Annotated in this window: 28 protein-coding genes and 1 tRNA gene; 11 read left to right on the top strand and 18 right to left on the bottom strand. The window is 63.5% G+C overall.

Annotated features, from left to right (window positions below):
- Positions 1–44: 44 nt before the first annotated feature.
- Positions 45–851: an SDR family oxidoreductase gene (locus D0T11_RS09805; protein WP_119655610.1), complete on the top strand. Its 807-nt coding sequence runs from the start codon at positions 45–47 to the stop codon at positions 849–851.
- 80 nt (positions 852–931) lie between these two features.
- Here the strand turns inward: D0T11_RS09805 and D0T11_RS09800 are convergent, their stop codons facing one another.
- On the bottom strand, positions 932–1,531 hold the full coding sequence (locus D0T11_RS09800) for an SH3 domain-containing protein (RefSeq protein ID WP_147374595.1): 600 nt from the start codon (positions 1,529–1,531) through the stop codon (positions 932–934).
- A gap of 195 nt (positions 1,532–1,726) precedes the next feature.
- Between D0T11_RS09800 and D0T11_RS09795 the strand changes: the two genes are divergently transcribed.
- The 5 genes from D0T11_RS09795 (at position 1,727) to D0T11_RS09775 (ending at position 5,196) form a co-directional block, all read left to right on the top strand.
- Positions 1,727–1,802: transfer RNA gene (locus D0T11_RS09795), tRNA-Lys, on the top strand.
- 141 nt (positions 1,803–1,943) lie between these two features.
- Positions 1,944–2,279: a hypothetical protein gene (locus tag D0T11_RS09790; RefSeq protein WP_119655608.1), complete on the top strand. Its 336-nt coding sequence runs from the start codon at positions 1,944–1,946 to the stop codon at positions 2,277–2,279.
- A complete protein-coding gene (locus D0T11_RS09785; protein ID WP_182888324.1) occupies positions 2,279–2,950 on the top strand; it encodes an ATP-binding cassette domain-containing protein in 672 nt (223 codons plus the stop codon). The genes D0T11_RS09790 and D0T11_RS09785 overlap by 1 nt, the downstream gene beginning before the upstream one ends.
- 133 nt (positions 2,951–3,083) lie before the next feature.
- Complete coding sequence (locus D0T11_RS09780; protein ID WP_119655606.1) at positions 3,084–4,202, top strand: CaiB/BaiF CoA transferase family protein; 1,119 nt, start codon at positions 3,084–3,086, stop codon at positions 4,200–4,202.
- Positions 4,203–4,338: 136 nt separating this feature from the next.
- Complete coding sequence (locus D0T11_RS09775; protein WP_245990714.1) at positions 4,339–5,196, top strand: hypothetical protein; 858 nt, start codon at positions 4,339–4,341, stop codon at positions 5,194–5,196.
- A 72-nt stretch (positions 5,197–5,268) separates the two neighbouring features.
- Here the strand turns inward: D0T11_RS09775 and trpS are convergent, their stop codons facing one another.
- The 7 genes from trpS to D0T11_RS09740 all read right to left on the bottom strand — a co-directional run bounded on the left by trpS (position 5,269) and on the right by D0T11_RS09740 (position 13,474).
- Positions 5,269–6,246 carry a tryptophan--tRNA ligase gene (trpS, locus tag D0T11_RS09770; RefSeq protein ID WP_119655605.1) on the bottom strand — a complete coding sequence of 326 codons (978 nt, stop codon included), beginning with the start codon at positions 6,244–6,246 and terminating at the stop codon, positions 5,269–5,271.
- A 103-nt stretch (positions 6,247–6,349) separates the two neighbouring features.
- A complete protein-coding gene (locus tag D0T11_RS09765; RefSeq protein WP_119655604.1) occupies positions 6,350–7,099 on the bottom strand; it encodes a queuosine precursor transporter in 750 nt (249 codons plus the stop codon).
- A gap of 119 nt (positions 7,100–7,218) precedes the next feature.
- Positions 7,219–8,136: a ribonuclease Z gene (locus D0T11_RS09760; protein ID WP_119655603.1), complete on the bottom strand. Its 918-nt coding sequence runs from the start codon at positions 8,134–8,136 to the stop codon at positions 7,219–7,221.
- 173 nt (positions 8,137–8,309) lie between these two features.
- Entirely contained in the window at positions 8,310–8,684 is a 375-nt protein-coding gene (locus D0T11_RS09755) for an STAS domain-containing protein (RefSeq protein WP_119655602.1), read from the bottom strand.
- A 101-nt stretch (positions 8,685–8,785) separates the two neighbouring features.
- Positions 8,786–9,616, bottom strand: a complete 831-nt coding sequence (locus D0T11_RS09750; RefSeq protein ID WP_119655601.1) for a DUF4198 domain-containing protein — start codon at positions 9,614–9,616, stop codon at positions 8,786–8,788.
- Positions 9,617–9,672: 56 nt separating this feature from the next.
- Positions 9,673–11,517 (bottom strand): glycosyltransferase, encoded by a 1,845-nt coding sequence (locus D0T11_RS09745; protein ID WP_119655600.1) that lies wholly within the window; start codon positions 11,515–11,517, stop codon positions 9,673–9,675.
- Positions 11,518–11,656: 139 nt separating this feature from the next.
- Entirely contained in the window at positions 11,657–13,474 is a 1,818-nt protein-coding gene (locus D0T11_RS09740; protein WP_245990712.1) for an alpha-amylase family glycosyl hydrolase, read from the bottom strand.
- A gap of 230 nt (positions 13,475–13,704) precedes the next feature.
- Here D0T11_RS09740 and D0T11_RS09735 point away from each other — a divergent pair, with 230 nt between their 5' ends.
- Complete coding sequence (locus tag D0T11_RS09735) at positions 13,705–14,094, top strand: DUF6960 family protein (protein WP_147374594.1); 390 nt, start codon at positions 13,705–13,707, stop codon at positions 14,092–14,094.
- A gap of 95 nt (positions 14,095–14,189) precedes the next feature.
- On the opposite strand, the gene D0T11_RS09730 is transcribed toward D0T11_RS09735, so the two are convergent.
- From D0T11_RS09730 to ltaE, 5 genes are all read right to left on the bottom strand, one after another.
- Positions 14,190–15,536: a YfcC family protein gene (locus D0T11_RS09730; protein WP_119655597.1), complete on the bottom strand. Its 1,347-nt coding sequence runs from the start codon at positions 15,534–15,536 to the stop codon at positions 14,190–14,192.
- Positions 15,537–15,790: 254 nt separating this feature from the next.
- Positions 15,791–16,417, bottom strand: coding sequence for a DNA-3-methyladenine glycosylase family protein (locus D0T11_RS09720; protein ID WP_119655595.1), 627 nt, complete (start codon positions 16,415–16,417; stop codon positions 15,791–15,793).
- Between the two features lie 24 nt (positions 16,418–16,441).
- The gene (locus D0T11_RS09715) at positions 16,442–17,101 is read right to left on the bottom strand and encodes a metallophosphoesterase (protein WP_119655594.1); all 660 of its coding nucleotides are present in this window, start codon (positions 17,099–17,101) and stop codon (positions 16,442–16,444) included.
- Between the two features lie 147 nt (positions 17,102–17,248).
- Positions 17,249–18,511: a cation:proton antiporter gene (locus D0T11_RS09710; protein WP_119655593.1), complete on the bottom strand. Its 1,263-nt coding sequence runs from the start codon at positions 18,509–18,511 to the stop codon at positions 17,249–17,251.
- Between the two features lie 82 nt (positions 18,512–18,593).
- The gene (gene ltaE / locus D0T11_RS09705; RefSeq protein ID WP_119655592.1) at positions 18,594–19,619 is read right to left on the bottom strand and encodes a low-specificity L-threonine aldolase; all 1,026 of its coding nucleotides are present in this window, start codon (positions 19,617–19,619) and stop codon (positions 18,594–18,596) included.
- A gap of 100 nt (positions 19,620–19,719) precedes the next feature.
- Here ltaE and D0T11_RS22505 point away from each other — a divergent pair, with 100 nt between their 5' ends.
- Positions 19,720–19,890 carry a hypothetical protein gene (locus D0T11_RS22505; protein ID WP_176900016.1) on the top strand — a complete coding sequence of 57 codons (171 nt, stop codon included), beginning with the start codon at positions 19,720–19,722 and terminating at the stop codon, positions 19,888–19,890.
- Between the two features lie 184 nt (positions 19,891–20,074).
- Here D0T11_RS22505 and D0T11_RS09700 read toward each other — a convergent pair whose 3' ends face one another.
- Positions 20,075–20,590: a metallophosphoesterase family protein gene (locus D0T11_RS09700; RefSeq protein ID WP_119655591.1), complete on the bottom strand. Its 516-nt coding sequence runs from the start codon at positions 20,588–20,590 to the stop codon at positions 20,075–20,077.
- Between the two features lie 188 nt (positions 20,591–20,778).
- Here D0T11_RS09700 and D0T11_RS09695 point away from each other — a divergent pair, with 188 nt between their 5' ends.
- Complete coding sequence (locus tag D0T11_RS09695) at positions 20,779–21,486, top strand: NUDIX hydrolase (RefSeq protein ID WP_119655590.1); 708 nt, start codon at positions 20,779–20,781, stop codon at positions 21,484–21,486.
- A gap of 25 nt (positions 21,487–21,511) precedes the next feature.
- Positions 21,512–21,991, top strand: a complete 480-nt coding sequence (locus tag D0T11_RS09690) for a hypothetical protein (RefSeq protein ID WP_147374593.1) — start codon at positions 21,512–21,514, stop codon at positions 21,989–21,991.
- Positions 21,992–22,214: 223 nt separating this feature from the next.
- Here the strand turns inward: D0T11_RS09690 and D0T11_RS09685 are convergent, their stop codons facing one another.
- From D0T11_RS09685 to D0T11_RS09670, 4 genes are all read right to left on the bottom strand, one after another.
- A complete protein-coding gene (locus tag D0T11_RS09685; RefSeq protein WP_182888323.1) occupies positions 22,215–22,754 on the bottom strand; it encodes a helix-turn-helix domain-containing protein in 540 nt (179 codons plus the stop codon).
- Between the two features lie 63 nt (positions 22,755–22,817).
- Positions 22,818–23,288 (bottom strand): pantetheine-phosphate adenylyltransferase, encoded by a 471-nt coding sequence (gene coaD / locus D0T11_RS09680; RefSeq protein ID WP_119655587.1) that lies wholly within the window; start codon positions 23,286–23,288, stop codon positions 22,818–22,820.
- Positions 23,289–23,441: 153 nt separating this feature from the next.
- Positions 23,442–24,329, bottom strand: coding sequence for a DUF3822 family protein (locus D0T11_RS09675; RefSeq protein WP_119655586.1), 888 nt, complete (start codon positions 24,327–24,329; stop codon positions 23,442–23,444).
- An 83-nt stretch (positions 24,330–24,412) separates the two neighbouring features.
- Positions 24,413–24,919, bottom strand: a complete 507-nt coding sequence (locus D0T11_RS09670; RefSeq protein WP_119655585.1) for an NUDIX domain-containing protein — start codon at positions 24,917–24,919, stop codon at positions 24,413–24,415.
- A 127-nt stretch (positions 24,920–25,046) separates the two neighbouring features.
- Between D0T11_RS09670 and D0T11_RS09665 the strand changes: the two genes are divergently transcribed.
- A complete protein-coding gene (locus D0T11_RS09665; protein WP_119655584.1) occupies positions 25,047–25,475 on the top strand; it encodes a PaaI family thioesterase in 429 nt (142 codons plus the stop codon).
- Positions 25,476–25,626 lie beyond the last annotated feature (151 nt).

The raw sequence follows: 25,626 nt of genomic DNA, 5'->3' as shown, positions 1-25,626 counted from the left end.
GGGCCTCACGCAGGGCTTCGGCCTTCTCGTATTTTCCCCGGATTATGAAAGATAAAGTAGTGCTCATTACGGGTGGTACCTCCGGCATTGGCCGGGCCACGGCCCTGGCCTTTGGCCAGGCCGGAGCCCGGGTGGCCATCACGGGCCGCAATGAGGCGCGCCTTCGCGAAACCGCCCGGGAACTCACGCGCCTCGGCATCGTTCACCTCACCATCCGGGCCGACGTGGGCGTGGAGCAGGATTCGGCGCGGGCCGTGCAGGAAACGGTAACCGCTTTCGGCCGCCTCGATGTGCTCATCAACAACGCCGGCATCAGTATGCGCGCCTTGTTCCGCGACGCCGACCTGGACGTGATTCGCCAGCTGATGCAAACCAATTTCTTCGGCACGGTTTACGCCACCAAGTTTGCCCTGCCCCATATCACGGCCGTCAGGGGCTCGATTGTGGGCATCAGCAGCATTGCCGGCTACCGGGGGCTGCCGGGGCGCACGGGCTACTCGGCTTCCAAGTTTGCCATGCACGGGTTTCTGGAAGCCCTGCGCACCGAGCTGCTGCCCCAGGGCGTACACGTGCTGCTGGCCTGCCCCGGCTTCACGGCCTCCAACATCCGCAACGTGGCCCTGGCCGCCGATGGCTCCCCGCAGGGCGAGTCGCCCCGCAACGAGCAGCAGATGATGAGCAGCGCAGAAGTGGCCCAGCACCTGCTCACGGCCGTGGTCCAGCGCCGCCGCGACCTGGTACTTACCGGCCAGGGCAAACTCACCGTACTGCTCAACAAGCTACTACCCGGCCTGGCCGACAAACTCGTGCTCAAGCACTTTCGCAAGGAAGAGCCCGACTTCAACCTATAGCGTGTCCAGTGTTCAGTTGCCAGTGTTGAGAACGAACTGGCAACTGGACACTGGCAACTGGACACTGGCAACTGGATATGCTACTCCACTACCAGCAGATCGGGGCGGCGGATGTAGGCGTCGCGGCCCTGCCACTGCACGCGGTACCAGATATCCTGGTGGCCGCGCACCTCAAACCGGTCGCCGGCGGCGGCCGTGGTCAGCCAGGCCGATCCGGCGCTGGGGCCGGCCATGAGGGGGGCGCGGGCGCGGGCTACCAGTCCTACCCGAACCGGAGCCAGCAGATTCAGAAACAGCCCGATTCCGACCAGGTAAGCGGCATAAATGCCCCACCAGGCCCGGTCGGCGGTGCGGCGGCGCGCCAGCAGGGCGGCTCCGCCCACAATGGCCAGCAGCAACGAACCCTGTAACAGGCGGTAATAGTACCGGTGCAGGGTAATGAGCAGGCTCTGCCGCCAGGTATCAGGATAGCCAATCAGGCGGTGCTCCTGAGCCAGGGCAACCATCTTGCGCCAGGTGCCATACCGGGGCTGCCAGACCTGGGCCACGCTCAGGTAGTAGAGTGCCGCCGGATAGTGCCCCAGCGTTTCCTGAATGTAAGCCATGCGCAGCAACTGCCGCGCCGATTGGATGCCATCCTGCTCCCGGGCCTGCCGGAACCAGGGGTAGGACTGGGCCACTTGACCAGCCTGAAACAGAGAATCCGCCTTTTGAAGCGCGAAACTAACTTTTTGGGCCTGAATAGGTTGAGCAACCACCATCAGGAATAAGAAAAAAAGGAAGGCTTTTTTACGCAAAACAGTTGCACGGTTAAGTCTGGGCCTCTACTTTTGTGCCACAATCAGCGAATAATCGACGCCGGTTGCAAAGTAAAGGATTCTGTAGCTCAGCTGGTAGAGCAATACACTTTTAATGTATGGGTCCTGGGTTCGAATCCCAGCGGGATCACCAAAACCCCTCACTACGCTTCGTGGTGAGGGGTTTTTTCGTTAGTAGGGCCGTGAGTGGGACTGTCCATTCTACCGGCCGGCCTCCCCGACATACTAATCCGCCTGCGGCCGCGTTGGAGCAGCGGATTTCACGGCTGCTATCATGACGCTATTCAACTATCTGCGGGCGCTGGCCCTGTTCTACCGACTGCTACTGCCCCAGACCGCGCTGCTTTCGGCCGTGGTGCTGGGGGCTACCTGGCTGGGAGCGGGCCTGCTGAATACGCCCTGGCCACCCCGGCTGGGTCCGGGGCTTGTTCTGATGAAGCTGGCCACGTTTCCGGTCGTGGCCTATCTGGGACAGCGCCTGCGGCCGGAGCAGCACTGGCTTTTTCGGAACCTCCACCTCTCGCCCGGGCAGCTGTGGGCACCGGTGCTGGTTCTCGATACGGTGGGCTTCGGGGCATTCGTTGGCCTACTGAATCAACTATGGGCCTGATGGAGAGGAATTCAACGCCCCACTTGCTGGAGGCCGATGGAATTCAGCTCACGTTGGGCGGGCGCGTGCTGCTGTCGGACGTGTATCTGCGCGTAACAACGGGGCAGGTGGTGGGGCTGCTGGGTCGCAATGGCTGCGGTAAATCCACCCTGCTCCAAGCCGTGTTCGGAACCCAGCGGGTGGCCGATGCCTCGGTGCGCGTGGATGGCCGACGGGTGGTGCCGGCCTACCGCCAGCCGGGACTGCTCAGTTACCTGCCCCAGGTGCCCCTGCTGCCCGCTCATCTTACCGCCACCGGGGCCGCCCGCCTGCTGGGCGTTGATGTTGAGCAGGCCCTGGCTGCCTTTCCGGAGCTGCTCGAACAGCGGCACCGGCCCGTGGGCGAGCTGTCGGGCGGTACCGCGCGGCTGCTGGAGGTACTGCTGCTGCTGCACACCAATACGGCCTTCTCGCTCCTGGATGAGCCCTTCACCGGCGTCATGCCCGTGCACATCGACGCGCTGGCCCAGGTAATCCGCGACCTAAAACAGCGCAAAGGAATCCTGCTCACCGACCACCGTTACGCCGAAGTGCTGGCCCTCTGCGACGTAGTTTACCTGCTGCACGACGGCCGCCTGGAATGTCTGCCCGATCCGCTCTCCGGCCTCCGCGACCGGGGGTATCTGAAATAAGAGGTGAGAAGTTACGTGTGAGAACGAACGTTATTCCGAGCGGAGCCGGGGAATGACGTTCTTTGAAACCCGGATTTCCGTACCGCTTCTCACTTCTCACTTCTCACTTCTCACTTCTCACTTCTCACTTCTCATGTCCGAATTACCGTTGCACGGGCTACGGGTGCTGGAGCTGGCGTCGGTGCTGGCCGGGCCGCAGGTAGGCCAGTTTCTGGCCGAGCTGGGTGCCGACGTGCTCAAGCTCGAAGCCCCGGCCGGCGACGTGACCCGCACCTGGCGCACTGCCGCCGAGCCGGCCGACAGTACCGTTACGGCTTACTTCAGCAGCGCTAACTGGGGCAAGCGCAGCCGTATTCTCGACCTGACCACCGCCGCCGGTCAGCAGGAGCTGCACGCGCTGGCCGCCACCGCCGACATCGTGCTGACCAGCTACAAGCCCGGCGACGCCGAAAAGCTCCGCGCCGATTACGCCACCCTGGCCGCCCGCAATCCGCGCCTGATTTACGGCTCCATCACCGGCTATGGCCCCGCCAGCCCCCGGTCCGGCTACGACGCCGTGCTCCAGGCCGAAACCGGCTTCATGCACCTGAATGCCCCCGGTCCTGGCCAACTGCCCCAGAAAATGCCGGTGGCCCTGCTCGATGTGCTTACGGCCCACCAACTCAAAGAGGCAGTGCTGCTGGCTCTCTACCAGCGCGCACGAACCGGCCACGGCAGCCTGCTCGAAGTTTCCCTCCACGACAGCGCCCTGGCCTCGCTGGCCAATCAGGCGGCTACGTACCTCGTCACGGGCCACGACCCGCAGCCGCTGGGTTCGGGCCACCCCAGCATTGTGCCCTACGGCACCGTATACCGGGCCGCTGATGGTACGCGGCTCCTGCTGGCCGTGGGTTCCGATGGGCAGTTTCGCCAGCTCTGCGCCGTGCTGGCCCGGCCCGGGTGGGCCACCGATGCGCGGTTCAGCACCAATCCGGCCCGGGTAGCGCACCGCCAGGAGCTGGAAGAGTTGCTGCGCGCCCGCCTGGCCGAAGTGCCGGGAGCTGGGCTGCTGGCGGCGCTGGCGGCGCGCGCCGTACCCGCCGGGGCCGTGCGCACGGTGGGGGAGGCGCTGGCGCAACCGGCGGCCCGGCCGATGCAGCTACCGCCGACTACTGCTTTTCCGCACAAGGGGCTGCGTACGGTAGCGTTCCGCAGCAGCAGCTGGCCCGTGGCGGCCGAGCTGCCGCCGCCGCCCGAACTGGCTCAACAGTGAGCCAAGAGCCGCCGCCAGGCCAGCAGCCATCCGCGCTGTAAAACTCGCGGGGGCGTACTTTGCGTAGATACAGCTCCGCCGCTGCCCCTGACCGGCGCGCCCGGCGGGTACCTTACCTCCGACCCCCKTATTCTGCATGGAAGACGAATTGCCCCACACCGATGCCCGCCCCGCCGCTGCCGCCGAACAAGCCGCGCCCCGCGCCAAAGCCCGGAAAAACAACACGGAGCCTGCTATCGGCAGTACCCCCAATACCGACGGCAACCGCCCCAACGCCCCCGGTGCCCCCGCTGCTTCCCCCACCGACCGGCTCGACCAGATTTTTGACGGCCTCCAGCAGAAATCATCGGCCAAACAGGCCATCTACCGCAGCACCGTAGCCACGTTCGATCTGCTCCGGCACGTGTCGCAGGAGCTGGTGGTGGAGCTAAGCCGCCGTATTACGCCCGTGGATTCGTCGGTAGTGATTGAGTACCGGCCCGTGAACGACATGGAATTCCACATCCGCTTCAGCGGCGACCTGCTGGTATTCGTGCTGCACTCCAACATCGTCACCTTCGCCGACGACTACGGCCCCATGCCCACCAAGTATGTGCAGGCCGACTTCTGGCGGCGGTTCTTCGGCCATATCATGGCCTACAATTTTATGGCCGACAGCATCAAATACCAGCGCTTCAACGACCCGGGCTACCTGGTAGGCCGGTTGCTCATCAACATCGACCGGCATTACTTCCTCGAAGGCGTCCAGCAACTGGAACTGCCCGACAACGACATGTCGGACAGCCCCGTGACGGACGACAGCCTGCGCCTGTTTGTGGAAAGCGCCATGATTGCGGCCGTCAATAACGACCTGGTAGCCCCGCCCATGAGCGAAATCCAGAAAATTACCGTCAAGCAGAAACTCGAAAACCAGCAGGTCAGCCGCGGTAGTAAGCTGGGCTTCAGCTTCTCCCACCAGCAGCAACCCCACAACATCGACGGGCTACCGTATTGAATGAGTGAATGAGTGCGGCCCTTTCATCCTGACCATTTTTTCACCCATTCAACACTTCACTCATTCACCGAATTACCGTTTCAGGTAGCCTACTTTTTCGCGGACTTTGTTGAGGACTTCGGTGCCATAGGCCTGGGCTTTGCTGGCTCCTTCGGCCAGCTTGCGGTCTACTTCCGGCAGGTTATTCATGTAGAAGTTGAACTGCTCACGCTCTGATGCAAACCGGGTGCGGATGGCCTCGAACAGGGCCTGTTTGGCGTGGCCGTAGCCGTAGTTGCCATTCAGGTAGTGCTGGCGCATTTCCTCCACCTGGGCGGGCTCGGCCACCAAGGAGAACAGCTTGAACGTGGTGTCGGTATCGGGGTTTTTGGGCGCTTCCAGCGGCGTGCTGTCCGAGATGATGCTGCGGATGGTTTTGAGCAGGGCCTTGTCATCCACGAAAATATCGATGATGTTGCCGTAGCTCTTGCTCATCTTCTGACCATCAAGGCCGGGCACGAGCATCACCTGCTCATCCACGCGGGGCTTGGGCAGCACGAAGGTTTCGCCGTAGCGGCTGTTGAAGGCTGCGGCAATGTCGCGCGTGATTTCCAGGTGCTGCACCTGGTCCTTGCCCACGGGCACCGAGTCGGCGTCGTAGAGCAGGATGTCGGCCGCCATGAGCACGGGGTAGGTGAACAGGCCCGCATTCACGTCGGAAAGCCGGTCGCTCTTATCCTTGAAGCTGTGGGCGTTGGCCAGCATCGGGAAGGGCGTGAAGCAGCTCAGATACCAGGCCAGCTCCGTCACCTGGGGCACGTCGGACTGGCGGTAGAGCAGGTTCTTATCGGTATCGAAACCGCAGGCCAGCCAGGCCGCCGCCACGGCGTAGGTGTTCTGGCGCAGCAGCTCAGCGTCGCGCACCGTCGTGAGCGAGTGCAGGTCGGCAATGAAAAGCAGCGACTGGTTCTGCGGGTTCTTCGACAGCTCGATGGCGGGCAGGATGGCCCCGAGCAGGTTGCCGAGGTGGGGGCGGCCGGTACTCTGAATGCCGGTAAGGATGCGGGACATGTATTTTGAGCTGTTAGCTAACAGCTGTTAGCCATTAGCTTTTTAGTGAATGATCAGTAGAAGGTCGGCTAGTAGCCAGAAGCGGTAAGCGAATAGCTCAGCGTTATACGGCCCCATCGGCTTCGGCCTGCTCCTGCAACACTTCGGTTTCCTCCTGGCCCAGGTACCGGTCGATGACGTAGTGGGCGAGGTAGAGGACGGGCGTGAGCAGGATGGCCGCCGCAAATTTATACCAGTAATTGGTATTGGCTACGCTCAGCACCTGTTCCAGCGTCCAGTTGCCGAACACATAAAAGGCCACGAACAGCACCACCACCGAATCGACGAGCTGGGAAATGAGGGTGGAGCCAGTGGCCCGCAGCCAGATGTAGCGCCCGCCCGCCACGCGCCGGAACCATTGAAACACGCTGGCATCGAGCACCTGCCCGATGATAAAGGCCACAACGGAGCCGATGATGATACCCAGTCCCTGCCGGAAAATGCGCTGGTAGGCAAATTCAATATTGAACGGCCGCCCTTCGGCATCCTGGCTGTTTACGTCGAGCCAGAACTGGGCCGGGGGCAGTTTGGTGGTGGCCAGAATCACGAGGAAGGCGTACAGAATCAGGCCCACCGTGAGGAAGCTCACGCGCAGCACGCCCGCTCGCCCGAAGTACTCGTTGATGATGTCGGTAGTGATGAACACTACGGGCCAGATGATGACGCCCGCCGTGAGGTTGCCGGGCAACCCGAGCACGGCTTCCACCGAGAAAATCTTCACCCCGATAATTTCGGCCAGCAGCGCATTCACGATAAAAATACCGCTGAGCACGAGGTAGAGCTGCTGCTTTTTGTGGGCGAAGGTTTTGGCCATAAGGGGCGCGCTACTTGTCATTCCGATGAAGAAGGAATCGGGGGTACGGTCTTGGAACAGGTGAGTGGTATACCCCGGATTGCTCCTTTATCGAAATGAACAGGGAGGGCTGCTGACCCTCACTCGGTCACCGAAAACGACAGCCCTTCCAGGGCCAGGCTGGTCCAGGCGAACTGGGTTTTGGCCTCGGCCAGCAGGGGCTCCAGGTCGCGGTAGCGGCTGCTGAAGTGGCCGATGAGCAGGCGCTGCACCTGGGCCCGGCGGGCCAGCAGGCCGGCCTGGCGGGCGGTGCTGTGGTGCGTTACGGCGGCCCGCTCGCGCATATCGTCCAGGAAAGTGGCTTCGTGGTAGAGCAAATCCACGCCGTGCACCAGGTCGGCCAGGCTTTCGGTGTAGAGCGTGTCGGAGCAGAAGGCGTAGCTGCGGGCGCGCTTGGGCTCGGTGGTAACCCGGGCATTGGGCACCAGCAGCTGGCCGGCTTCGTCGAGCACGTCCTCGCCCAGGGTAAGGGCCGCGAGCTGGGCGGGCGCGAGGCCCTCGGGGAGCTGGTCGGCCAGCAGGCGGCGGCGCTTGGGTTTTTCGCGGAACAGGTAGCCGCAGCAGGGCACCCGGTGGCGCATGGGCAGCGTGTGCACCGTCAGGTTTTTGTCCTCGAAAATCTGGGCGTGCCGGGTGGTGTCCACGGCCGTGAACTCGAGGTCGAAGTTGAGGTGGGAGTGGGAGTGCCGGAACTGGGTCGTCAGGATTTCATCGAGCCCGGCCGGCCCGAACAGGCGCAGCGGCTCGGTGCGGCCCGTCAGGTTCATGGTGCCCAGCAGCCCAAAAAGCCCGAAAAAATGGTCGCCGTGCAGATGGCTGATGAAAATGGTCTGGAGGCGCTGGGGGCGGATTTTCTGCTCCATCAGCCGCCGCTGGGTGCCTTCCCCGCAGTCAATCAGGTACTGGGTGCCGTTCACGGTCAGCACCTGGGCCGTGTGGTGGCGGTCCTGAAACGGGGTGGCCGAGGCACTGCCCAGAATTTTCAGCTCAAACTCCAAAATGTAGCTGCTAGCTGTCAGCTGTTAGCCGTTAGCCTTTTTTATGATGGTGAGAAAAGATGTTCCGAAGACGGCTGCGAGGCTTTTGAGCGGAAAAGAAAAAGCTGCTGGCTGATAACTATCAGTTGAAAACTAACAGCTAACAGCCAACAGCTAACAGCTTTTCAAAAAAGCTACTCTTTGCTGGTCAGGTCCCGCTCGATGGCGTGCAGGAAGATGCGGTCGATGCCTTCTTCTACCGTGGGCAGAATATTGAGCACCGACTCCAGTTTGGAGATGGTGATGAGCTTCATCACGTGGTCCTGGAGGCCCGTCATCACCAGCAGCCCGCCAGTGGAGTTGCACAGGCGGTTGGCAATCAGGATGGAGCTGAGGCCCGACGAGTCGGTGTACTTTACGTTGCTCAGGTCCAGGATTAAGTTGTTGATACCCTCCGCGTTGAGCTTCACGAACTCCGATTTCAGATCCGGCGCAACAGTCGTGTCGAGCTTCTTCTCGTCAATCGTGATTATCGTGTAGGTTTCTTTTTTATCTATGGAGTACTTCATACCGCAGGTCGTTCGGTGATTATGGGAGTTGCGAAGGTAACAAAAAAACTATTCGGGTGTGAACCTCTAATGAAGCCCACAAACCGGCGTGCCTTTAGGGGCTAAGGACGCTCTTTATCTGCGATGCCAAAGGTGAGCGTACTCCAGGTGCTGTGCCAGTGGGCTGCGGAGGCAGCCGGGGCCGATGCCATTTCCACGCAACTGATGAGGTAGCTGCCGGCCGTGGGCAAATGTAACAGGACGCGGCCGTTTTGGTTACTGTGGAGCTTGCCGAGCAGAACCGGGCCCCGCGCCCCGCGCTGCCAGAGCCGCACCAAAAGCCCGGCCACCGGCTGGCCCGCTGCCAGCACCCGCACCGTGAGGGCGGCCCCCGGCCGCAGCCCGTACGGGTTCTGCTCGGGTACCAGCTCCAGGGCCAAACCCGCCGGCCGGCCCCAGGCGCGGGCCGTATCGGTGGCCGCATAAGCGCCGGCCTGCACCAGCGTAGTGGCGCAGCGCCGGTAGGCTTCGCGGCCGGGCGCGGCGGTCTGGCCCCGCTGCGCGCGCTGGGCCAGGGCATAGCCGAAACCCTGCTCGTGCAGGTAAGCCGTAAACTGGTCGGCGGGCAGCGTAACCAGCGCGTAGTCGGTTTGCAACGCCACCAGGTGCGTGCCGGGCTGGCCGAGCGTTACGGTGCTCCGGATAGTATCGGCGACCGGGCCGGCGGCCGTCAGCAAATCGGCGGGCGGCTGGCCGGGGGCGTAGTGGCGGAACGCGGTGAGGCGGGCGCTCCGGCCGGGCCAGGGGGTGCCCGCGAAGTTGTCGCCCACCAGCCGCCGCAGGTACACGGCCGCGCCGGGCACCACCCAGAACTGCGCCGGGGCCAGCCAGAATTCGCGGGCCAGTGCCGTAGTAGCAAGCAGCAGCAACAGCAGCGGGAGGACGCGTTTCATGGAYGGTTTTGCCGGCAAGGCTTCCCGCCCCGGGTTCCGCGTACCCTACTCCCTACTCAGCCCCGCTCCAGGGCCAGCTGGTAGGCGTGGTCGTAGTGCACGCGCAGGTTTTTCCAGTCGAACATTTCGGCCGAGCTTTCCACGTTGTTGCGCTGCATGATTCGCTCCCGACGGTTGAGCTGCACGAATTCCCAAAGCATGTCGGTGAGCTCCTCGGCAGCTTCGTCGAAGCTCTTTTCCTGGCGCTGGACCACAAAAATGCCTTTGTCCTCGTGGTGGGGCACGGTCTGCAGCACGTAGTCGCCGAAGCCCGACAGGTCGCTGGTGATGGCTGGTACGCCGCGGGCCACGCATTCGAGGGGGGTGTAGCCCCAGGGTTCGTAGTAGCTCGGGAAAATGCCCAGGTGGCAGCCCCGCACGAATTGCCCGTACTCCATGCCGAACAAAGGCGAGGTAGGCGACACGAAGTCGGGATGATACACGATTTTCACCCGGTCGTGCTCGTTGTTCACCAGGTTGGAGCGGCGCAGGAAGTTGAGAATGTCGTCGTCGGTATCGTCGACGAGGTTGTGGGTGATAACGGGCGGCAGGGCCTTGGTTTTCCAGCTTTGCAGGGTGCGGCGGTAGCGCAGCTTCCAGTAGTCGTCCACCATGGTGCTCAGGTCGGGCAGGCGGTGGTCGTCGGAGGCGGCGGCGGCGTAGAACAGCCGTTCGCCCACCTGCTGCTCGATGGCGGCGCAGGTTTCGCGCACTTCCTCCAGCACGGCCCGGCTTTGCAGCACCTGCGGGTTGATGCTGTGAAACGGCCGTTTGGTGATGAAGAACATGACCACGTTGGTGGCCAGGCCGCTTTGCTGGAGGCGGTAGTTGAGGCGGGCCAGCGCTTCCAGCGTCAGGTCGAAACCCTTGTTGTGGTATTCGTAGCGCCCGCTCGTGAACAGGTAGAGGGTTTCATCGAGGTTGAAAGAGTACGACTGGAAGAAGTGCGCCATCACGAACTCATGAATCTTGCTCTTGTACTGCTGGTGCAGGTTCTGGAACTCGTGCAGGGCCACGAACCGCTCGATGTTGAGGCCGTTGGGCAGCACCGCGTCCGGAATCCGGTCGAGCAGGTAGATGCACTCGCGCACCGTCAGCTCGCTTACCGTCGTGAACACGTGGCTGCCGTGGGCGGCGGCGCGCTCCATGGTCACGGCGGGCTCGATGTTGAAGTGGCGCGCCTCCGCCTGCCACTCCACCTGCATGAGGTGGTCGTAGAAGTTGGGGTCGTTCATGGCCAGGTAGCGGCCCAGCAGCGTGGCGTGGGTAGTGAACACCAGGTGGACCGGCACCTGCTCGCGGCGCAGGGCCGGAATGGCTACGCCCGTCATCCACTCGTGGAAATGGGCAACCAGACGCTGGGGCGGCGTTACTTCGGCGGCCAGAATCTTCAGAAACACCTTCGTCAGCTCCCCAAAAGCCACCACCTGGTGCAGCAGGTCGTCGTGCTCGGGCACCGGAATGTGGTGGTGGTCCCAGAGGTCGGATTTGATCTGATGCAGGCGCGGATACGCCTGGAACGGATCGATGAGCACCACCCGGGGGCGGCCCGTCACGAGCCAGATGCCCAGCTGCACCTCGTATCCCAGGGCGTGCATGGCGCGCACGGCCCCGGCAAACGGATCGGTGAAGTCCGCCAGCTGCGCATCGGTGTAGGGCTCAAACTCGCTCTGGGCCTGCTGGGCAAAATAAGGCCCGAGCAAGCAGTACCGGTCGCCCCAGTCCTGCATGGTGGCGGGCACTTTGCTGCGGATCACGGTATAGATGCCGCCCACCTGGTTGCAGACCTCCCAGGCAACTTCAACCAGCAAGGCATCGGGGGCAACGGCAGGAGCAGGGGCAGCGGGTACGGAATGAGGCATAGGAGCAGGAAGTATCAAAAATGGAGCTACAGGAGGTCAGTTGCAAGCTACAAGCTTTCTTCTGAGTGGCAACCCAGGAGCGGCAAGCTGACGTTTGAACATCAGCTTACCGCTTGTGGCTGACAACTTGCCGCTCAAACTATGCTTCCTGCGAGATAATGAGTACCGAGTACGGGGCCAGGCCGAAGGTGCCGTGGAAGGGCTGGTCGTCGTAAATGCCCTCTTCGGCGTGGCAGTCGACGCTCTCGAAGTTGCCGAATTCCTGGTCGTAGCCTTCCCAGTCGGAGTTGAAGCGCACGCGCCAGCGGCCCTTACGGGGCAGGCCGAGGCGGTAGTTTTCGTGGGCCCGGTCGGCGAAATTGCACAGGACTACCGTCGTATCGCCGGGGCCGCCCTGGTCGCGGCGGATGAAGGCCAGCAGCTTGTCGTCGTTGTTGATGTGGTGCACCTCCACATGCTGGCCCAGCAGGCCGCGGGTGTGCCCGTCGAGGTTGCGGCGCAGCCGGATCAGATCGTGGTAGAGGCGCACGAGGCCGGCATGCTCGCTGGCCCGGTCCCAGTTCAGGGGCCGGTCGTCGGAAAACGAGCCGTCGGCGAGCATGGGCTGGCCCTGGAAAATCATCGGAATGCCAGGTACTGTGAGCACCAGGGCCGCCCCCAGGGTAGAGCGCTTTTTGGGAAACCAGGAGGCCGCCGCGCCGGGCATAATTTCTTCCGGTACGCGGGCTTTGCCGTTGGCTACTTCGTCGTGGCTTTCGGTGTACACCACCCGCTGGAAGGCGTCGTGGTTGTAGGCGTGGGCCACGGCTTGGGCCACGGCGTGCATGTTGCGGTCGGCATCGGCGGGCGTTACCAGCGCGTCGCGGATGGGGTACACGAAGCGGGCATCCCACTGGCTGGAGAAGCCCTGGCCGCCCTCTTCCGGGGCGCGGGTGATGAACTCGTCGCCGAGCAAATCCTCGGCAATCATAATTTTCCAGGGCATTTTCTCCCGCACTTCCTCATTGATCCACTTCATCAGATTCCAGCCGTCGGGCAGGTCGTGGGCGGGGTCGGTGGTGCCGTTCACGTTACGGATGTGGGCAATGGCGTCGCAGCGCAACCCGTCGAGGCGGTAGTCCTCCAGCCACATCAGGGCATTGTCGCGGATGTAGCGGCGCACGGCTTCGCGGCCGTAGTCGGGGCGGTTGTGGCCCCAGGGGGTTTCGGCGCGCCAGTCGTTGTAGAAGTAGATGCCGCCCCCGTCGTTTTGCTGCCAGCCATCAAACTGCCACAAATCCAGGTCGCCGGGGCCAAAGTGGTTGTAGACCACGTCCAGCACCACGGCCATGCCGCGGCGGTGGGCCTGCTTGATGAACTCCTTGAAGGCCGTGGCCCCGCCGTAGTCGGTTTCGATGGCGAAGGGGTGGGCCGGGTTGTAGCCCCAGCTCAGGCTGCCCGGAAATTCAGTGGCGGGCATAATCTCCACCGCATTAATGCCCAGCTCGCGCAGGTAATCCAGCTTCCCGATGGCGTCGTAGAACGTGCCGGGGCGGGAAGGGTCGGGGGCGTAAAAGGTGCCCACGTGCAGCTCGTACACCACCAGCTCGTTCCAGGCCGGCATCCGGAAGTGGTCGTCCTCCCAGTCGAAGTGGGGGTCCTGGACCACCGAGTTGCCGGCCGAGTGCGTGACTTCGCGGGCGTAGGGGTCGTTCTTGGTGAGCTCGCCGGTGGGCGTGATGAGGCGAAACTTATACTCGGTGCCCGGGCCGAGGTCGGCAAAATCGGCGGCCCAGTAGCCGTCGGTTTCGTGGGTGAGGGGATGGGTGGCGGAGTTCCACTGGTTGAACGGGCCTACCAGGGCCACGGCCGTGGCCGCCGGGGCCCATACCCGGAACGTGGTGCCCCGGGCGTGCGGCACGGCTCCCATACCGCCTTGCAAGGGGGCGGCCGGTGAGGAAGTATTGGTAGTTGGCATGTAGCGGGTACAAAAAAGCAGCCCCCGGAACCCGGCGGCTGAGCTTTCTTTACTGCGAGTGTCTGCGCAAGGTTATCGAACCCGGGTAAGCAGCTGACTGTTAGGTGGCTCGGTCGGGCCGGGGTAAGCGGGCGCCGGCGGGCCGGTGTTTGCCCCGTAGCTTTGCCCCGAACCTCACCGGCCTGGCGGTGGTTATGTGCCCGTCTTTTACCCTCTTAATTCTCCTTTCCGTGCCCCGACCCAAACCTGTTGTGTTCGGCCTCTACGCCTGGACGCCCGACTACGGCTACCGCTACATCCATCCCGCCAACCGCCGTTCCTTCGAGTGGCTGGAGCCGGTGGGCAAAGTGTTCGAGAAGATTGACGAAACCGATGACTGGATCAGCCTGCGCTACGATGAGCAGCAGTTCCTGGTAAGCTCCGAGCTGTTCAAGGAAATCCACCAGAAGCCCGCTTTCAGCTTCGGCGACCTGGTGAAAACCACCGTCCTGCCGCTCCACCAGGGCCTCGTATCCGACGTGTTCTTCCACGAAGCCGACGATACGTTCCGCTTCCAGCTAGTCGAGAAGAAGCGCAAAGTGCAGCGCGTGTTTGAGGCAGAGGAGTTGGTGAGTGAGTGATTTGGTGGCGTGGTGAGCGGTGCTGCCGTAAGTAGGTCCTTCGCTCCGCTCAGGATGACAGCATCTCTCACCACGCCACCAAATACCACCTCACCTCACACGCCCACCAGAATCCCCGCTACGATGGCTACTGCGCTCAGGGCCAGCAGCAGCAGGTAGAGGGGCAGCACGAACTTCCACCACTCGTCGAAGCGCACACCGCAGGCGGCCACGATAGCCATGAGCGCACCGTTGGTGGGCGTGATGAGTTCGCACAGGCCCGCGCCGTACTGGTAGGCCAGCACCGTCACTTGGCGCGAGAGGCCGATGAGGTCGGAGAGGGGCACCAGCAAAGGCATGGTGAGCACGGCCTGGCCGCTCACGCTGGGCACGGGCAGGTGCAGGGCCGTGTGCACGCCCATCATGCCCAGGGCCGCTACCCAGGCCGGCAGGCCCGCCAGCGGAGCCGAGAGGCTGTTGACGATGGTATCCACAATCTGCCCCTGCTCCAGGACCACGAAAATGGCGCGGGCAAACCCGATGAGCAGGGCCGAGAAGGCAATGTCGCGGAAGCCGGCAATGAAGCCCTCAGCGGTGCCCGTCAGGCCCAGGCCGCCCACCAGCCCGGCCACCACGCCCAGGGTGAAAAACAGGGCCGCCATCTGCTCAAACTCCCAGCCCAGCTTCAGCACCCCGTAGGCGAAGAAAGCGAAACCCCCGAACAGCAGCGCCAGCACGATGCCGTGGTTGCGGCCCGCCGCCAACGCCCCCGGGTCGGCAGAAACGGCTGATTCGGGAGCTACGCGGTGCTTCTGGGCGTGGCGGACGGTGCCGCCAATCCAGATGAGCAGGGCCAGCAGCAGGAACACCAGCCGGAAGCCGCCGCCCGAGAGCAGGGGCAGCTGGGCCAGTTTCTGGGCAATGCCCACCTGGAACGGGTTGAGGGGGCTGAACGCCGCGCCCACCGCCGCCGAGCCGATGCTGACCGCCGCCGCCGTAATGGTGGGGTAGCCGATGCGCCGCATCAGGATGAGCAGCACCGGCACCAGGGGCACAATTTCTTCCTGCATGTTCTCCAGCGCGCCCATGGTGGCAAACAGCACCGAAATGATGGGAATCACGACTGCCTCGCGGCCCCGGAACTTCTCCAGTAGCCAATCTACGCCCCGGCGCAAAGCGCCCGTCAGGTCCACGACGGTGAAGGCCCCGCCCGCCAGAAACACCAGGAAAATCACGGCCGCCGCATCAATCAGGCCCCTGGGAATATCCACCAGGGCCTGGAGGGGGCTGACGGGCGAGGCGGGCACACGGTGGTAGGAGCCGGCCACCACCACGTCGCGGCCGGTGGCCACGTCGGGGTGGCGCTCAAACACGCCGGCCGGCAGCACGTAGCTCAGCAGGCAGGCCAGCAAAATAAACCCCACCAATAAAACCAGCGGATGCGGAAAGCGAATCGTCTTCATCCCGCGAAGGTAGGCGTTCGTGGTTTTTGGTTGTCAGTTGTCAGTTGTCAGGGAAAAGGAACGTCATTCCGAGCGAAGGCGTAGCCGGAGCCGAGGAATCTCGCGTGCTGACGTTGCGCCAGCAAAATGACCAAGCACAAGGAGTGCTATTGCACGCGAGATTCCTCGGCTGCGCTCGGAATGACGTTCTTTTACTGACAACTGACAACTGACAACTGACAACTGACAACCAACAACCAACAACCAACAACCACTCATCCGTCCAGCGACTGCCAGAGGTACTTGCTGGCCAGGGTACGGTGGGGCCGCCAGGGTTCGGCCAGCTCCTGCATCCGCCGGAGCAGGGCGCGGCCGGTTTCCTCCAGACCGTAGTGACGGCGCATGGCGTTCTGAATGCCCAGGTCGCCCTCCGGGAATACGTCGGGCATGTCCAGGGCGAACATGCACAGCATCTGGGCCGTCCAGCGGCCCACGCCTTTGATGCGGGTCAGGTGCTGGCTCAGCTCTTCCTCGTTGAGCTGGCTGAGGTGGGCGTGGTCGAGCTGGTCCTGGAGGGCGAAGTCGGCAATGGCGCGCAGGTAGCCCGCTTTCTGGCGCGAGAGGCCGGCCGTGCGCAGCTCCTCATCCGAAAAAGCCCGCAACGCCGCCGGCTCGGGGTAGCCCTCGGGCGCGAACAGCGCCTGGAACTTGCGCCAGATGGCCGCCGCCGCTTTGGTAGAAATCTGCTGGCTCACAATGGCGCGCAGCAGGCCCAGGTAGAGGTCTTCGTGGGCGGCGGGCACGATGGGGCGGCCCGCCGCAATGAGGCGGGCCAGCACCGGGTCGGCGGCGCGCAGGTGGCGCAGGGCGGCTTCAGGGGTAGTAGGGGGGGCGGCAGACATGGGCGGAAGCGCAGAAAAACGGGGCTACACCAGGGCAATATCGAGGCGGGAGGTGGGCACCGGAAACTCGGCCAGCAGCTCCCCGATGGCCGAGAGGCGCACGCCCGTCAGGTACTGGCCCAGGTAGGCCCCGGTATCCACGTAAAGGGCGTTGGCGACGGGGTCGAAAACGGTTTCGCCGGCGGGCGTGGGCGTGTGGCCTACCACCTGCCGCCGCCCCAGGTTCAGCAGTGGGCCGCGCCGCCAGAGTACGCCGTCGGGGTCTTCGGGGTCCAGGGGGCTGAGCGTGTTGGCAAATCCGGCGTGACTGATGAGCAGGTGCTCGTTTTGCCAGCACAACGGGCGCTGTTCCAGCCAGAGCAGGTGCTCGCGTAGCAGGGTGCGGCGGCCCTGGTACTGCTGCACGGTCGCGTCGCCACCCCAGGTCAGCCAGCGGGGGTTGGGCCCTTGGGGGCCGTAGTGGCGGAGCATTTCCTGCTCGTGGTTGCCCCGCAGAAACACCGTCCGGCCGGGGTGGGCGGCCTCCAGCTCCCGGGCCAGCTCCACGCACTCGGGGGCAAAGCGGCCCCGGTCTATCAGGTCGCCCACCTGCACCAGCAGCTCGGTGGCGGGCCGCCAGTGCCCCACCACCTCGCGCAGCGTGTGCTGGCAGCCGTGCACATCGCCGATAACGAATAGATCCATTTTTTTTTGGCTTTGGCTGTTAGCGAAGGAACGTCATGCCAAGTGAAGCGGATGAATCCCGCGTGAGGTAGCCGAATAGCTGGCCTTGCACCACCAGCATGCGGGGTTCTTCGCTCGGAGTGATATTCCTTCGCTAACAGCTAACAATTAATGCATACCCGGCTCGGCTTCGGTGCTCAGGCCGAGCTTTTTCACCAACGGGCCGATGGTGAGGCCCTGCACGATGATGCTGAACACGACCACTACGTAGGTGGCCCCCACAATCAGGTCGCGGGGCATTGTATCGGGTAGCGACAGGGCCAGGGCCACCGAAATGCCGCCGCGCAGGCCGCCCCAGACCAGCACGCGCAGGGTAGGGGCGTTGAAATCGGAGTAGTGCTTGAGCAGACTCAGGGGCAGGGCCACCGAAATAAGACGGGCCAGCAGGGTGAGGAAAATGGAAATCACACCCACCAGCAACACCGTGTTGCTGATATCGAGCACCAGCATTTCCAGGCCGATGAGCACGAAGAGCACGGCGTTCAGAATCTCGTCGAGCATCTCCCAGAACTTGTCCACGTACTCGCGGGTGAGGTCCGACATGCCCTTCTCCCGGCCTTTATCACCCACGATCAGGCCGGCCACCACAATAGCCAGCGGCCCCGAGGTATGCCACTGCGAAGCCAGGGCCGTGCCGCCCATCACCAGGGCCAGCGTAATGAGCACTTCCACTTTGTAGTTGTCGATGGTGCGCAAAGCCCAGTACGTCACGTAGCCCAGCGCCACGCCCAGCACTACGCCGCCCAGGGCTTCCTGCAAAAACAGCTTGCCGATGAGGGCGGGCGTGGCTTTGTCGGTGCCGTAGATGGCAATTTCGTAGAGGCTGGCGAAAACGACCACCGCAATGCCATCGTTGAACAAGGACTCGCCCACGATTTTGATTTCCAGGTTTTTACTGATTTTGGCCTGCTTCAGAATGCCGAGTACGGCAATGGGGTCGGTGGGCGAAATCAGGGCGCCGAACAGCAGGCAGTAAATAAACTGGGTGGCGATGCCAAACAGGGGCAGCACGTAGTAGGTGCTCACGGCCACAATCAGGGTGGAGAGCAGCGTGCCGGCCACGGCCATAGCGGCCACCGAGCCCCGTTCCTTGCCCAGCGTGCGCACATCCACGTGCAGGGCCCCGGCAAAAAGCAGGAAGCTCAGCATCACTTCCATCAGCACATCGTGGAAGTTGATGCCCCGCACCAGCTTGCTGGCCGTCAGCAGCCAGGGCACCCCCAGCCGGCCCAGTGCAATGGCGATAAGCGACGAAACCAGGGCCAGCACCATGAGGCCGATGGTGGAGGGCAGGCGCAGAAAACGATGATTGATGTAGCCGAAAGCCGCGGCAATGACCAGCAGTAACGTCAGCGTATTGTATAATTCCATGCGGGGGCAAAAGAGGACTGATTCCGTAAAAGACGCGAATTAGCGGCAGAAAGCCCAGCCGTAGCCGGGCTTTCTGCCCGGCCTAGAGCGTCGCCAGCGCCGCTTCCACGCGGGCCAGCACGGTGTCGTCCACGTCGAGGTGGGTCACGAACCGGATCAGCTGGGGGCCGAACGAGGTGGCCCGGATGCCGTGCTGCTTCAGGTGGGCCAGAAACGCGGCGGCGGGCTGCTGGTCGTGGAGGCGGAAGATAACGAGGTTGGTTTCCACGGGCAGCACCTCGGCCACGTGGGGGCAGGCGGTTAGGGCGGTACTCAGTTCCCTGGCCCGGCGGTGGTCGTCGGCCAGGCGGGCCACGTGGTGTTCCAGGGCGTAAAGGCCGGCCGCGGCCAGGTAGCCGGCCTGGCGCATGCCCCCGCCCATCACCTTGCGGATGCGCTTGGTTTTCTCGATGAAGGCCCGGCTGCCCAGCAGCACCGAACCCACGGGCGCGCCCAGCCCCTTGCTCAGGCACACCGAAATGGTATCGAACAGGCGGCCGTACTCGCGCCCGTCCTGGCCGGTAGCCACCAGGGCGTTGAAGATGCGGGCCCCGTCCAGGTGCAGGGGCAGCTGGTGGCGGCGGGCCACTTCAGCCACCGCTGCCAGCTCCGAAAACGCGTAGCAACTGCCGCCGCCCCGGTTGTGGGTGTTTTCGAGCGAGATGAGGCGGGTAATGGGGTAATGCACGTTGGCGGGCCGGATGGCCGCCTCCACCTGCGGGGCCGTCAGCCGGCCCCGGTCGCCGGCCAGCAAGGCCACCGAAGCCCCCGAATGGAAGGCAATGCCGCCCACTTCCCACAAATAAATGTGCGACGTCTGCTCGCAGATAACTTCGCTCATCGGCTCGGTGTGGGCCTTGATAGCAATCTGGTTGGTCATGGTGCCGGAGGGGCAGAACAGGCCGGCTTCGAGGCCGAAGCGGGCGGCCGTTTCCTGCTCCAGAGCCCGTACGGTGGGGTCTTCCTCGTACACGTCGTCGCCGACGGCGGCGCGGAACATGGCCTCCAGCATGGCCGGGGTGGGACGGGTAACGGTATCGGAACGCAGGTCGATTACGGAGTGTGTCATGGACGAAAGAAGGGATAAAATCGGGAAAGGTTTCCCGGTGTCAAATTTAGTCGTTACTTTTGCCCCTCATTTACAAGAAGACTTTAACCGACCCGGAAAAATGAGCGTTACCCGTCTGAAGCGGAAGCACCGCAAAAACATTGCTCGCGCCAACAACAAGCAGCGCATCATCAAGCAACTCCTCCTGACCCCCGTTCTCAAGAACGTGGACCTCGACGAACTGAAGTCCCGCTTCGGTAAGAGCGAAGCCAAAACCGAAGCCGCTGCCTAAGCAGTGCTTCCCCTGGCTTACCCCGTCCCGGCGTCGGTGGGTTTTTAAGTCAGCCTTCACAAAAGTGCCTTTCCCACGCTGGGGAAGGCACTTTTTTTATTGAAGCAACGGGCGGGAGCAGGGCAATTGCCCCGCCGAGCGAAGCGGCAAGCCGTGGTCCGGGCGCTGGGTGGGCGCTGTTGGCTCATTCGCCCTTGCCCTCGCTGCCCCGGCTGCCCAGCTCCACGGCTTGCAGCTGCTGCACCTTGCCGTTTTCCACCTCAAACCGCAGAAGCGTGCGCACCGTGTGGAAGCCGTGGCGGCCGGCCGCGCCGGGGTTCAGGTGGAGCAGGTGGCGGGCCTTATCGGGCATGACTTTGAGGATGTGGGAGTGGCCGCTGATGAACAGGCCGGGCCGGTGTTCCGCCACCAGGGCGCGGCCGGCGGGGCTGTAGTGGCCCGGGTAGCCCCCAATGTGGGTCATGAGCACGCGCAGGCCCTCCACCTCGAAGCACTGCACCAGGGGCTGGGTCAGGCGCACGTCGCGCCCGTCGATGTTGCCGTACACGCCCCGCAGCGGGGCCAGCTGGGCCAGCTCCTCCACCACGGCCGCCGTGCCGAAGTCGCCGCCGTGCCAGATTTCGTCGCAGTCGCGCAGGTGGTGCCGGATGCGGGCATCGAGGTAGCCGTGGGTGTCGGAGAGCAAGCCAATCTTTTTCATGGGGCGAAGGTAAAGGCTGAGAGGGGGAGCGGAGCGAACGGAACGACTGGTGCTGGCGGCCCTTATACAACACAACCGTTCACATCCCGTATCTTGCCCGGCCCCCGGCCGCTTTCGTTTCCGGGGAAATATGCTGTGCTTTACGGCAACCCGCCTCAGTCCCTTTTCGTCCTCCAGATTACCCCGCGATGAACGTTTTCATCAACGATATTCCGCTGATTATCAAAAAAAACAGCGAAAAGATTTACAAGCACAAGTACGACCTGATTCTGAACCCCGAGGATGAGTTTATATCCAAGGATCTGGTGGGCGACGTGCTGGTGCGCGACGTGACGGATGTGTTTGTGGATCGGCTGCTGCGCCTGATGGAGGTGAAAAAGTTGAAAAAACTGACCTCCCTCACCTTGCTGGCCCGCAAAAAAAAGCGCCTCATCCTCCACCTCAAAGACCAGTTCCGGATTGTGAAAGCCGCCGGCGGCTTAGTGGAAAAGGACGGTATGGTGCTGATGATTTTCCGCCTCGGCAAGTGGGACCTGCCCAAGGGCAAGCTCAAGAAGGACGAAGATCCGGCCCTGGGTGCCTTGCGCGAAGTGGAGGAGGAGTGCAGCGTGCAGGTGGAACTGGGCGAAAAACTGCCCAGCACCTGGCACTCGTACGCCTACAACGGCAACAAAATCCTGAAAAAAACGAACTGGTATATCATGCGCTGCCTCGACGACTCGCGCATGAAGCCCCAGGCCGAAGAGTATATTGAGGAAGTCCGCTGGATGTCGCCCCAGGAAGCGCTTGACGTGCTGGAAGCATCCTACGCCAGCATTGCCCTGGTGGTGCGCCATTACCTGAGCAAAATGGCTGGCCAGCAGCCCGTCGTCAGTCAGGAGGAACCAACCGCCTGATTTTTTCCCTCCAACCCCCCCGTCTATGCACCCGTTCCGTTACGCTGCCTTTGTATTACTAGCCGGCACTGCTGCCTGTAGCGGTTCCCAGACTGCTTCCGAGCGTGGCAACCCTACCACGGGCAGTGTGGAAGCCGCCCGAATGGCCACCGTGGACCTGCCGGACCTGATGGGTCGCAACATCGACCAGGTCCGGCGCAAGCTGGGCGCTCCCCGTGAAAGCAAGGAGCAGGCAATTGGTCTGGAGCCCACCGCCGAGCAGATGCAATCCACCAAGGGCCAGGACTGGATCAATACCTTCGAGCAGAACGGCCTGACCATTGTTGCCACCTTCAACGCCCGCAGCCGCAAAGTGCGCGACCTGGTAGTGGTAGGCAGCGACGAGGATGAAATTCTGCGCCGGGCCAACCTGAGCCTCACCGCCCCCAACTACATGGTGCTGCCCGTGGCCAACCCCAGCAACAACCGCGAAATCATCGGTATGCGCGTAGTAGACCGCAAGTAGGTCGGCGCGCACCGGCAGAAGCCCCCCCGAACTTCTCTTAACGGAGTGTCTCGGGGGGGCTTTTCGTTGGGGCTGGTGTCGCCGGCAAAAGCCCGGGTGGGCCGCACACAGTGTTGCGTGATAATGCCGTTTCGTGGGGGCTTTAGCCGCAACGAATCCTCTTTTCTGCCGCTGTGCCGCTCTGCTGGCACTACCGTAGCGCCTTACCTCGGCGCGCGTACGCTCACGGGTTCAGGTAGGCGGCCAGGGCGGCGGCCTCGGCCCGCAGGCCCGCCAGCCGGGCTTCGAGCAGCTGCTGGCGGGCCGGGCTGCCGCTGGTTGCCAGGGCGGCTTCGGCTTCGGCCGTGGTGGCCGCCAGCCAGAGCTGCTGGCGCTCCGCTGCCGGCGGCAGGGTTGCCCCCAGGGCCGGAGCTGCCCGCAGCCAGTTGGTGGCGCGCCGGACCCCCACCAGCTCGCGGGCCAGCTGGCGGCTGAGCCGTTGAATTTCGTAGGCCACGGCCCCCGCGCGGGCTGGTAGCGGGCCAGTGGGGGGTAGGGGCAACAGAAGGGGCGCGGGCAAACGGCCCGTCGGCAGGGCCTGCGTCAGCCAGAGCACCGCCTGGCCGGCCGACGCGGGGAGTACCCGCTGGCCGGCTTCTATCTTGGTAACCAGGTGCCGGGAAATGCCCAACGCCCCGGCCAGCTGCTCCTGAGTCAGGCCCAGGCCGTCCCGGATCAGGGCGAGGTAGTGCGGGACGGCCGCCAGGCGAAGAGAACGAGACAACCACCAGGTTATTGTTGTGGTCAGCGGGGTAATGGGGGCTGGCCGCCAGCAGCTACCGGCCGGCTACGCCTGACCCGGGTAGGAGGGCAGCGCGAAAGGCACGAAATCATCGACGTTGCCCCCGAAGCGGTGAATTTCGCGGATGATGGTGCTGCTGATGGCGGCCAGGGCGGGGGAGGTGATGAGAAACACGGTTTCCAGGGCCGGGTTGACGTGGCGGTTGGCCTGGGCAATGGTGTTTTCGTACTCGAAGTCGGTGGTGTTGCGCAGGCCGCGCAACAGGAACCGGGCTCCGGTTTCGCGGGCAAAGTCGGCCGTCAGGCCCTTGTAAGCCTGCACCGACACCCGGGGCTCGTCCTGAAACACGCCCTCAATCATTTCCATCATCTGCTCTACGGGCAGGTAGCGCTGCTTGCTGCTGTTGTTGCCGATGGCAATAATCACCTCGTCGAACAGCTCCGTGCCGCGCCGTACCACATCGAGGTGGCCGTTGGTAAAAGGGTCGAAAGAGCCGGGAAACAGAGCAATGCGCATGCGGTGTAATAGTGAGGTGGTGAACTGGTGAGTTGACGTGCGGAGGACCCGACTGCGTGAGTGGCGCGAATTGAGCTAAGGTGCCAATAGTGCATAGCGCGCAAGCAGCTTTCCCGCACGTCAACTCACCAGTTCACCACCTCACTATGTCATCTACTCACAGAGGTGGAGGGCGAAGAGCTCGAAGTAGCGGTATTCGAACAGGTCGTTGAGGCGGTAGCTGTAGCTGAGGTCGAAGGGGCGGTTGCCGAAGCGCAGGTTGCGGATGTACTTGCGCAGGATGGTAAACAGCTCCGAATCGTGCATCAGGTCGCCCCACACCATCACCAGGTCCTGGTCGGGGTCGAGCTGGAGTTCCTGCATCACCAGGATGGTGTAGTAAATCAGGTCTTCGGGCGTGCTGTAGGGGAACACGTTGCAGAATTCCGGCCGCTTACCCCGCATCACAAGCACCGTCAGCTGCTGGGGACCAATGCTCAGGTACACCCGGGCGGGGCCGTTCTGCTCGCTCTGCTGCACCACGCCCTGGAGCAGGGCGCTGGTGCGGTGCACGAGGCGGCCGGCCGGGTAGGTGCGCGCAAACCAGTCGGTGAGGGGCTTTTCGGCGGCAAACAGGCTCACGACATCCAGGCCCTTGTGGGTGTAGGCGTGCACCGATTCGTGCTGGCCATCGAGGGCGTGGTGCAGGCGCAGGTAGGCGGTTTCGTCGCCGGGGCGGAACAGGGGGGCGGGCAGCAGCGTGAAGGCGCGGTTGTGCACTGCCAGCCGCACCCGGTTCCAGCCGGGGCGGCCCAGCAAATCGTGTTCGGCGGCCAGGGCCTGCACCTGCTGGGCCAGCGTGGTGCCGGCTTCGGGCGCGGCGTACTCTTCGAGGACCAGAAACTTATTGCGTTGCACATCGGCCACGCCCAGGCGCAGGCCGGCGGGGCCGGCCGTGAGGTAGAGGTTGTAGGCCGCCAGCTGCCCGGGGTCCAGCGTTTCATCGCGCAGGCGGTGCAGGGCCGCCGGGGCCAGAGAAGCAGCAGGAACGGTGGACGACATAAGCAAAGAAAGGGAAAGGCAGAAAAAAGGCCGCCCCGGCACTCAGGCACCGTTTCGGCCGCTAAAGATACAAAAGCGGCCCGCTACTGAAACCGCGTCTGGGGGATGAACACGTCGTCGGTGCTGATCAGGTCGCGCAGCACCGGGTGCACCTGCTGGGGCAGCAGCCGGCCCAGCTGCCGGGGCGACACGAATTCAAGGTGGGTCAGCAGCTGCTCGTCGGGGCCGTGTTCGGGGTCGCGGCCGAGTTGGGGCTGGGCCTGGGCGTCGAGGGGCGTTACTTCAAAAAACAGCTCCAACGCCTGCAAGCCCGGTTCCCGGTACTCGTGCAGGTGCAGGAAGCGGCCCACGCGCACAGCCAGGCCGGTTTCTTCGGCAAACTCCCGCTGCAAGCCCTGCTGCAACGTTTCGCCAAACTGCCAGCCCCCACCCGGCGGCGACCAGAACGGCAGCGCATCGGGCAGCAGGCCCCGGTGGGCGGTGAGCAGCAGCGTGCCCTCGCGCACCAGCAGGCCACACACCCGCACCCGGGCCAGCCCGGCGTAGGCTTGCAGCAATTCGTTGGGCTGGGAAGAGGAAAACGAAGTCATAGGCGAGCGGGCTGGAAGGTGAGCAAAGCTACGGTACGCAAAGTAGAACGCCCCATCGGCCCCCGATATTTGCCTTCGTCGCCCGGCTTATGGGGCAGCCTCGCCCAAAAAACGCCAATTTCGCGTCATGACAACGCCTGAATCCTCCGAATCCCTCGAAGCCCGCATCCGCCGCAAGCTCGTTCGCCAGCACTTCATGCACCATATCGGGGCCAACCTCACCCGCATCGAGCCTGGCCGCATCGAGGCCGAGCTGACCCTGGAGCGGCAGCACCAGCAGCACACCGGCTTCGCCCACGGCGGGCTGGTGGCCACCATGGCCGACTTAGTGGCCGGTTTCGCGGCCGTTACCCTCGTGCCCGAAGGTACGGGCGTGGTCACGGTGGAGCTCAAAACCAGCTACCTGCACCCCGGCGTGGGCCAGCGCCTGCGGGCCGTGGGCTGGGTGCTCAAGGCCGGCCGCCGCCTGCACTTCTGCGAGTCGGAGGTGTGGTGCGACGACAAGCTGATTGCCAAAGCCACCGCCACGATGGCCGTGATTGAGCCCCACTCTTGAGCTGATAGCTGTTAGCTCAAGGAACGTCATTCAGAGCGCCGCGAAGAATCTCGCGTGCTGACGATAGGAGGAATACCCTGACGATTTCCACGCGAGATTCTTCGCGGCGCTCTGAATGACGTTCCTTCAGCTATCAGCTCAAAGAAGCGGT

The sequence above is a fragment of the Hymenobacter rubripertinctus genome, assembly GCF_003583925.1.
In the GTDB taxonomy this organism is placed as follows: Bacteria; Bacteroidota; Bacteroidia; order Cytophagales; family Hymenobacteraceae; genus Hymenobacter; species Hymenobacter rubripertinctus.
Note: the sequence above shows the minus strand (reverse complement) of the source record. Positions and strands in the feature narration are given on the sequence as shown.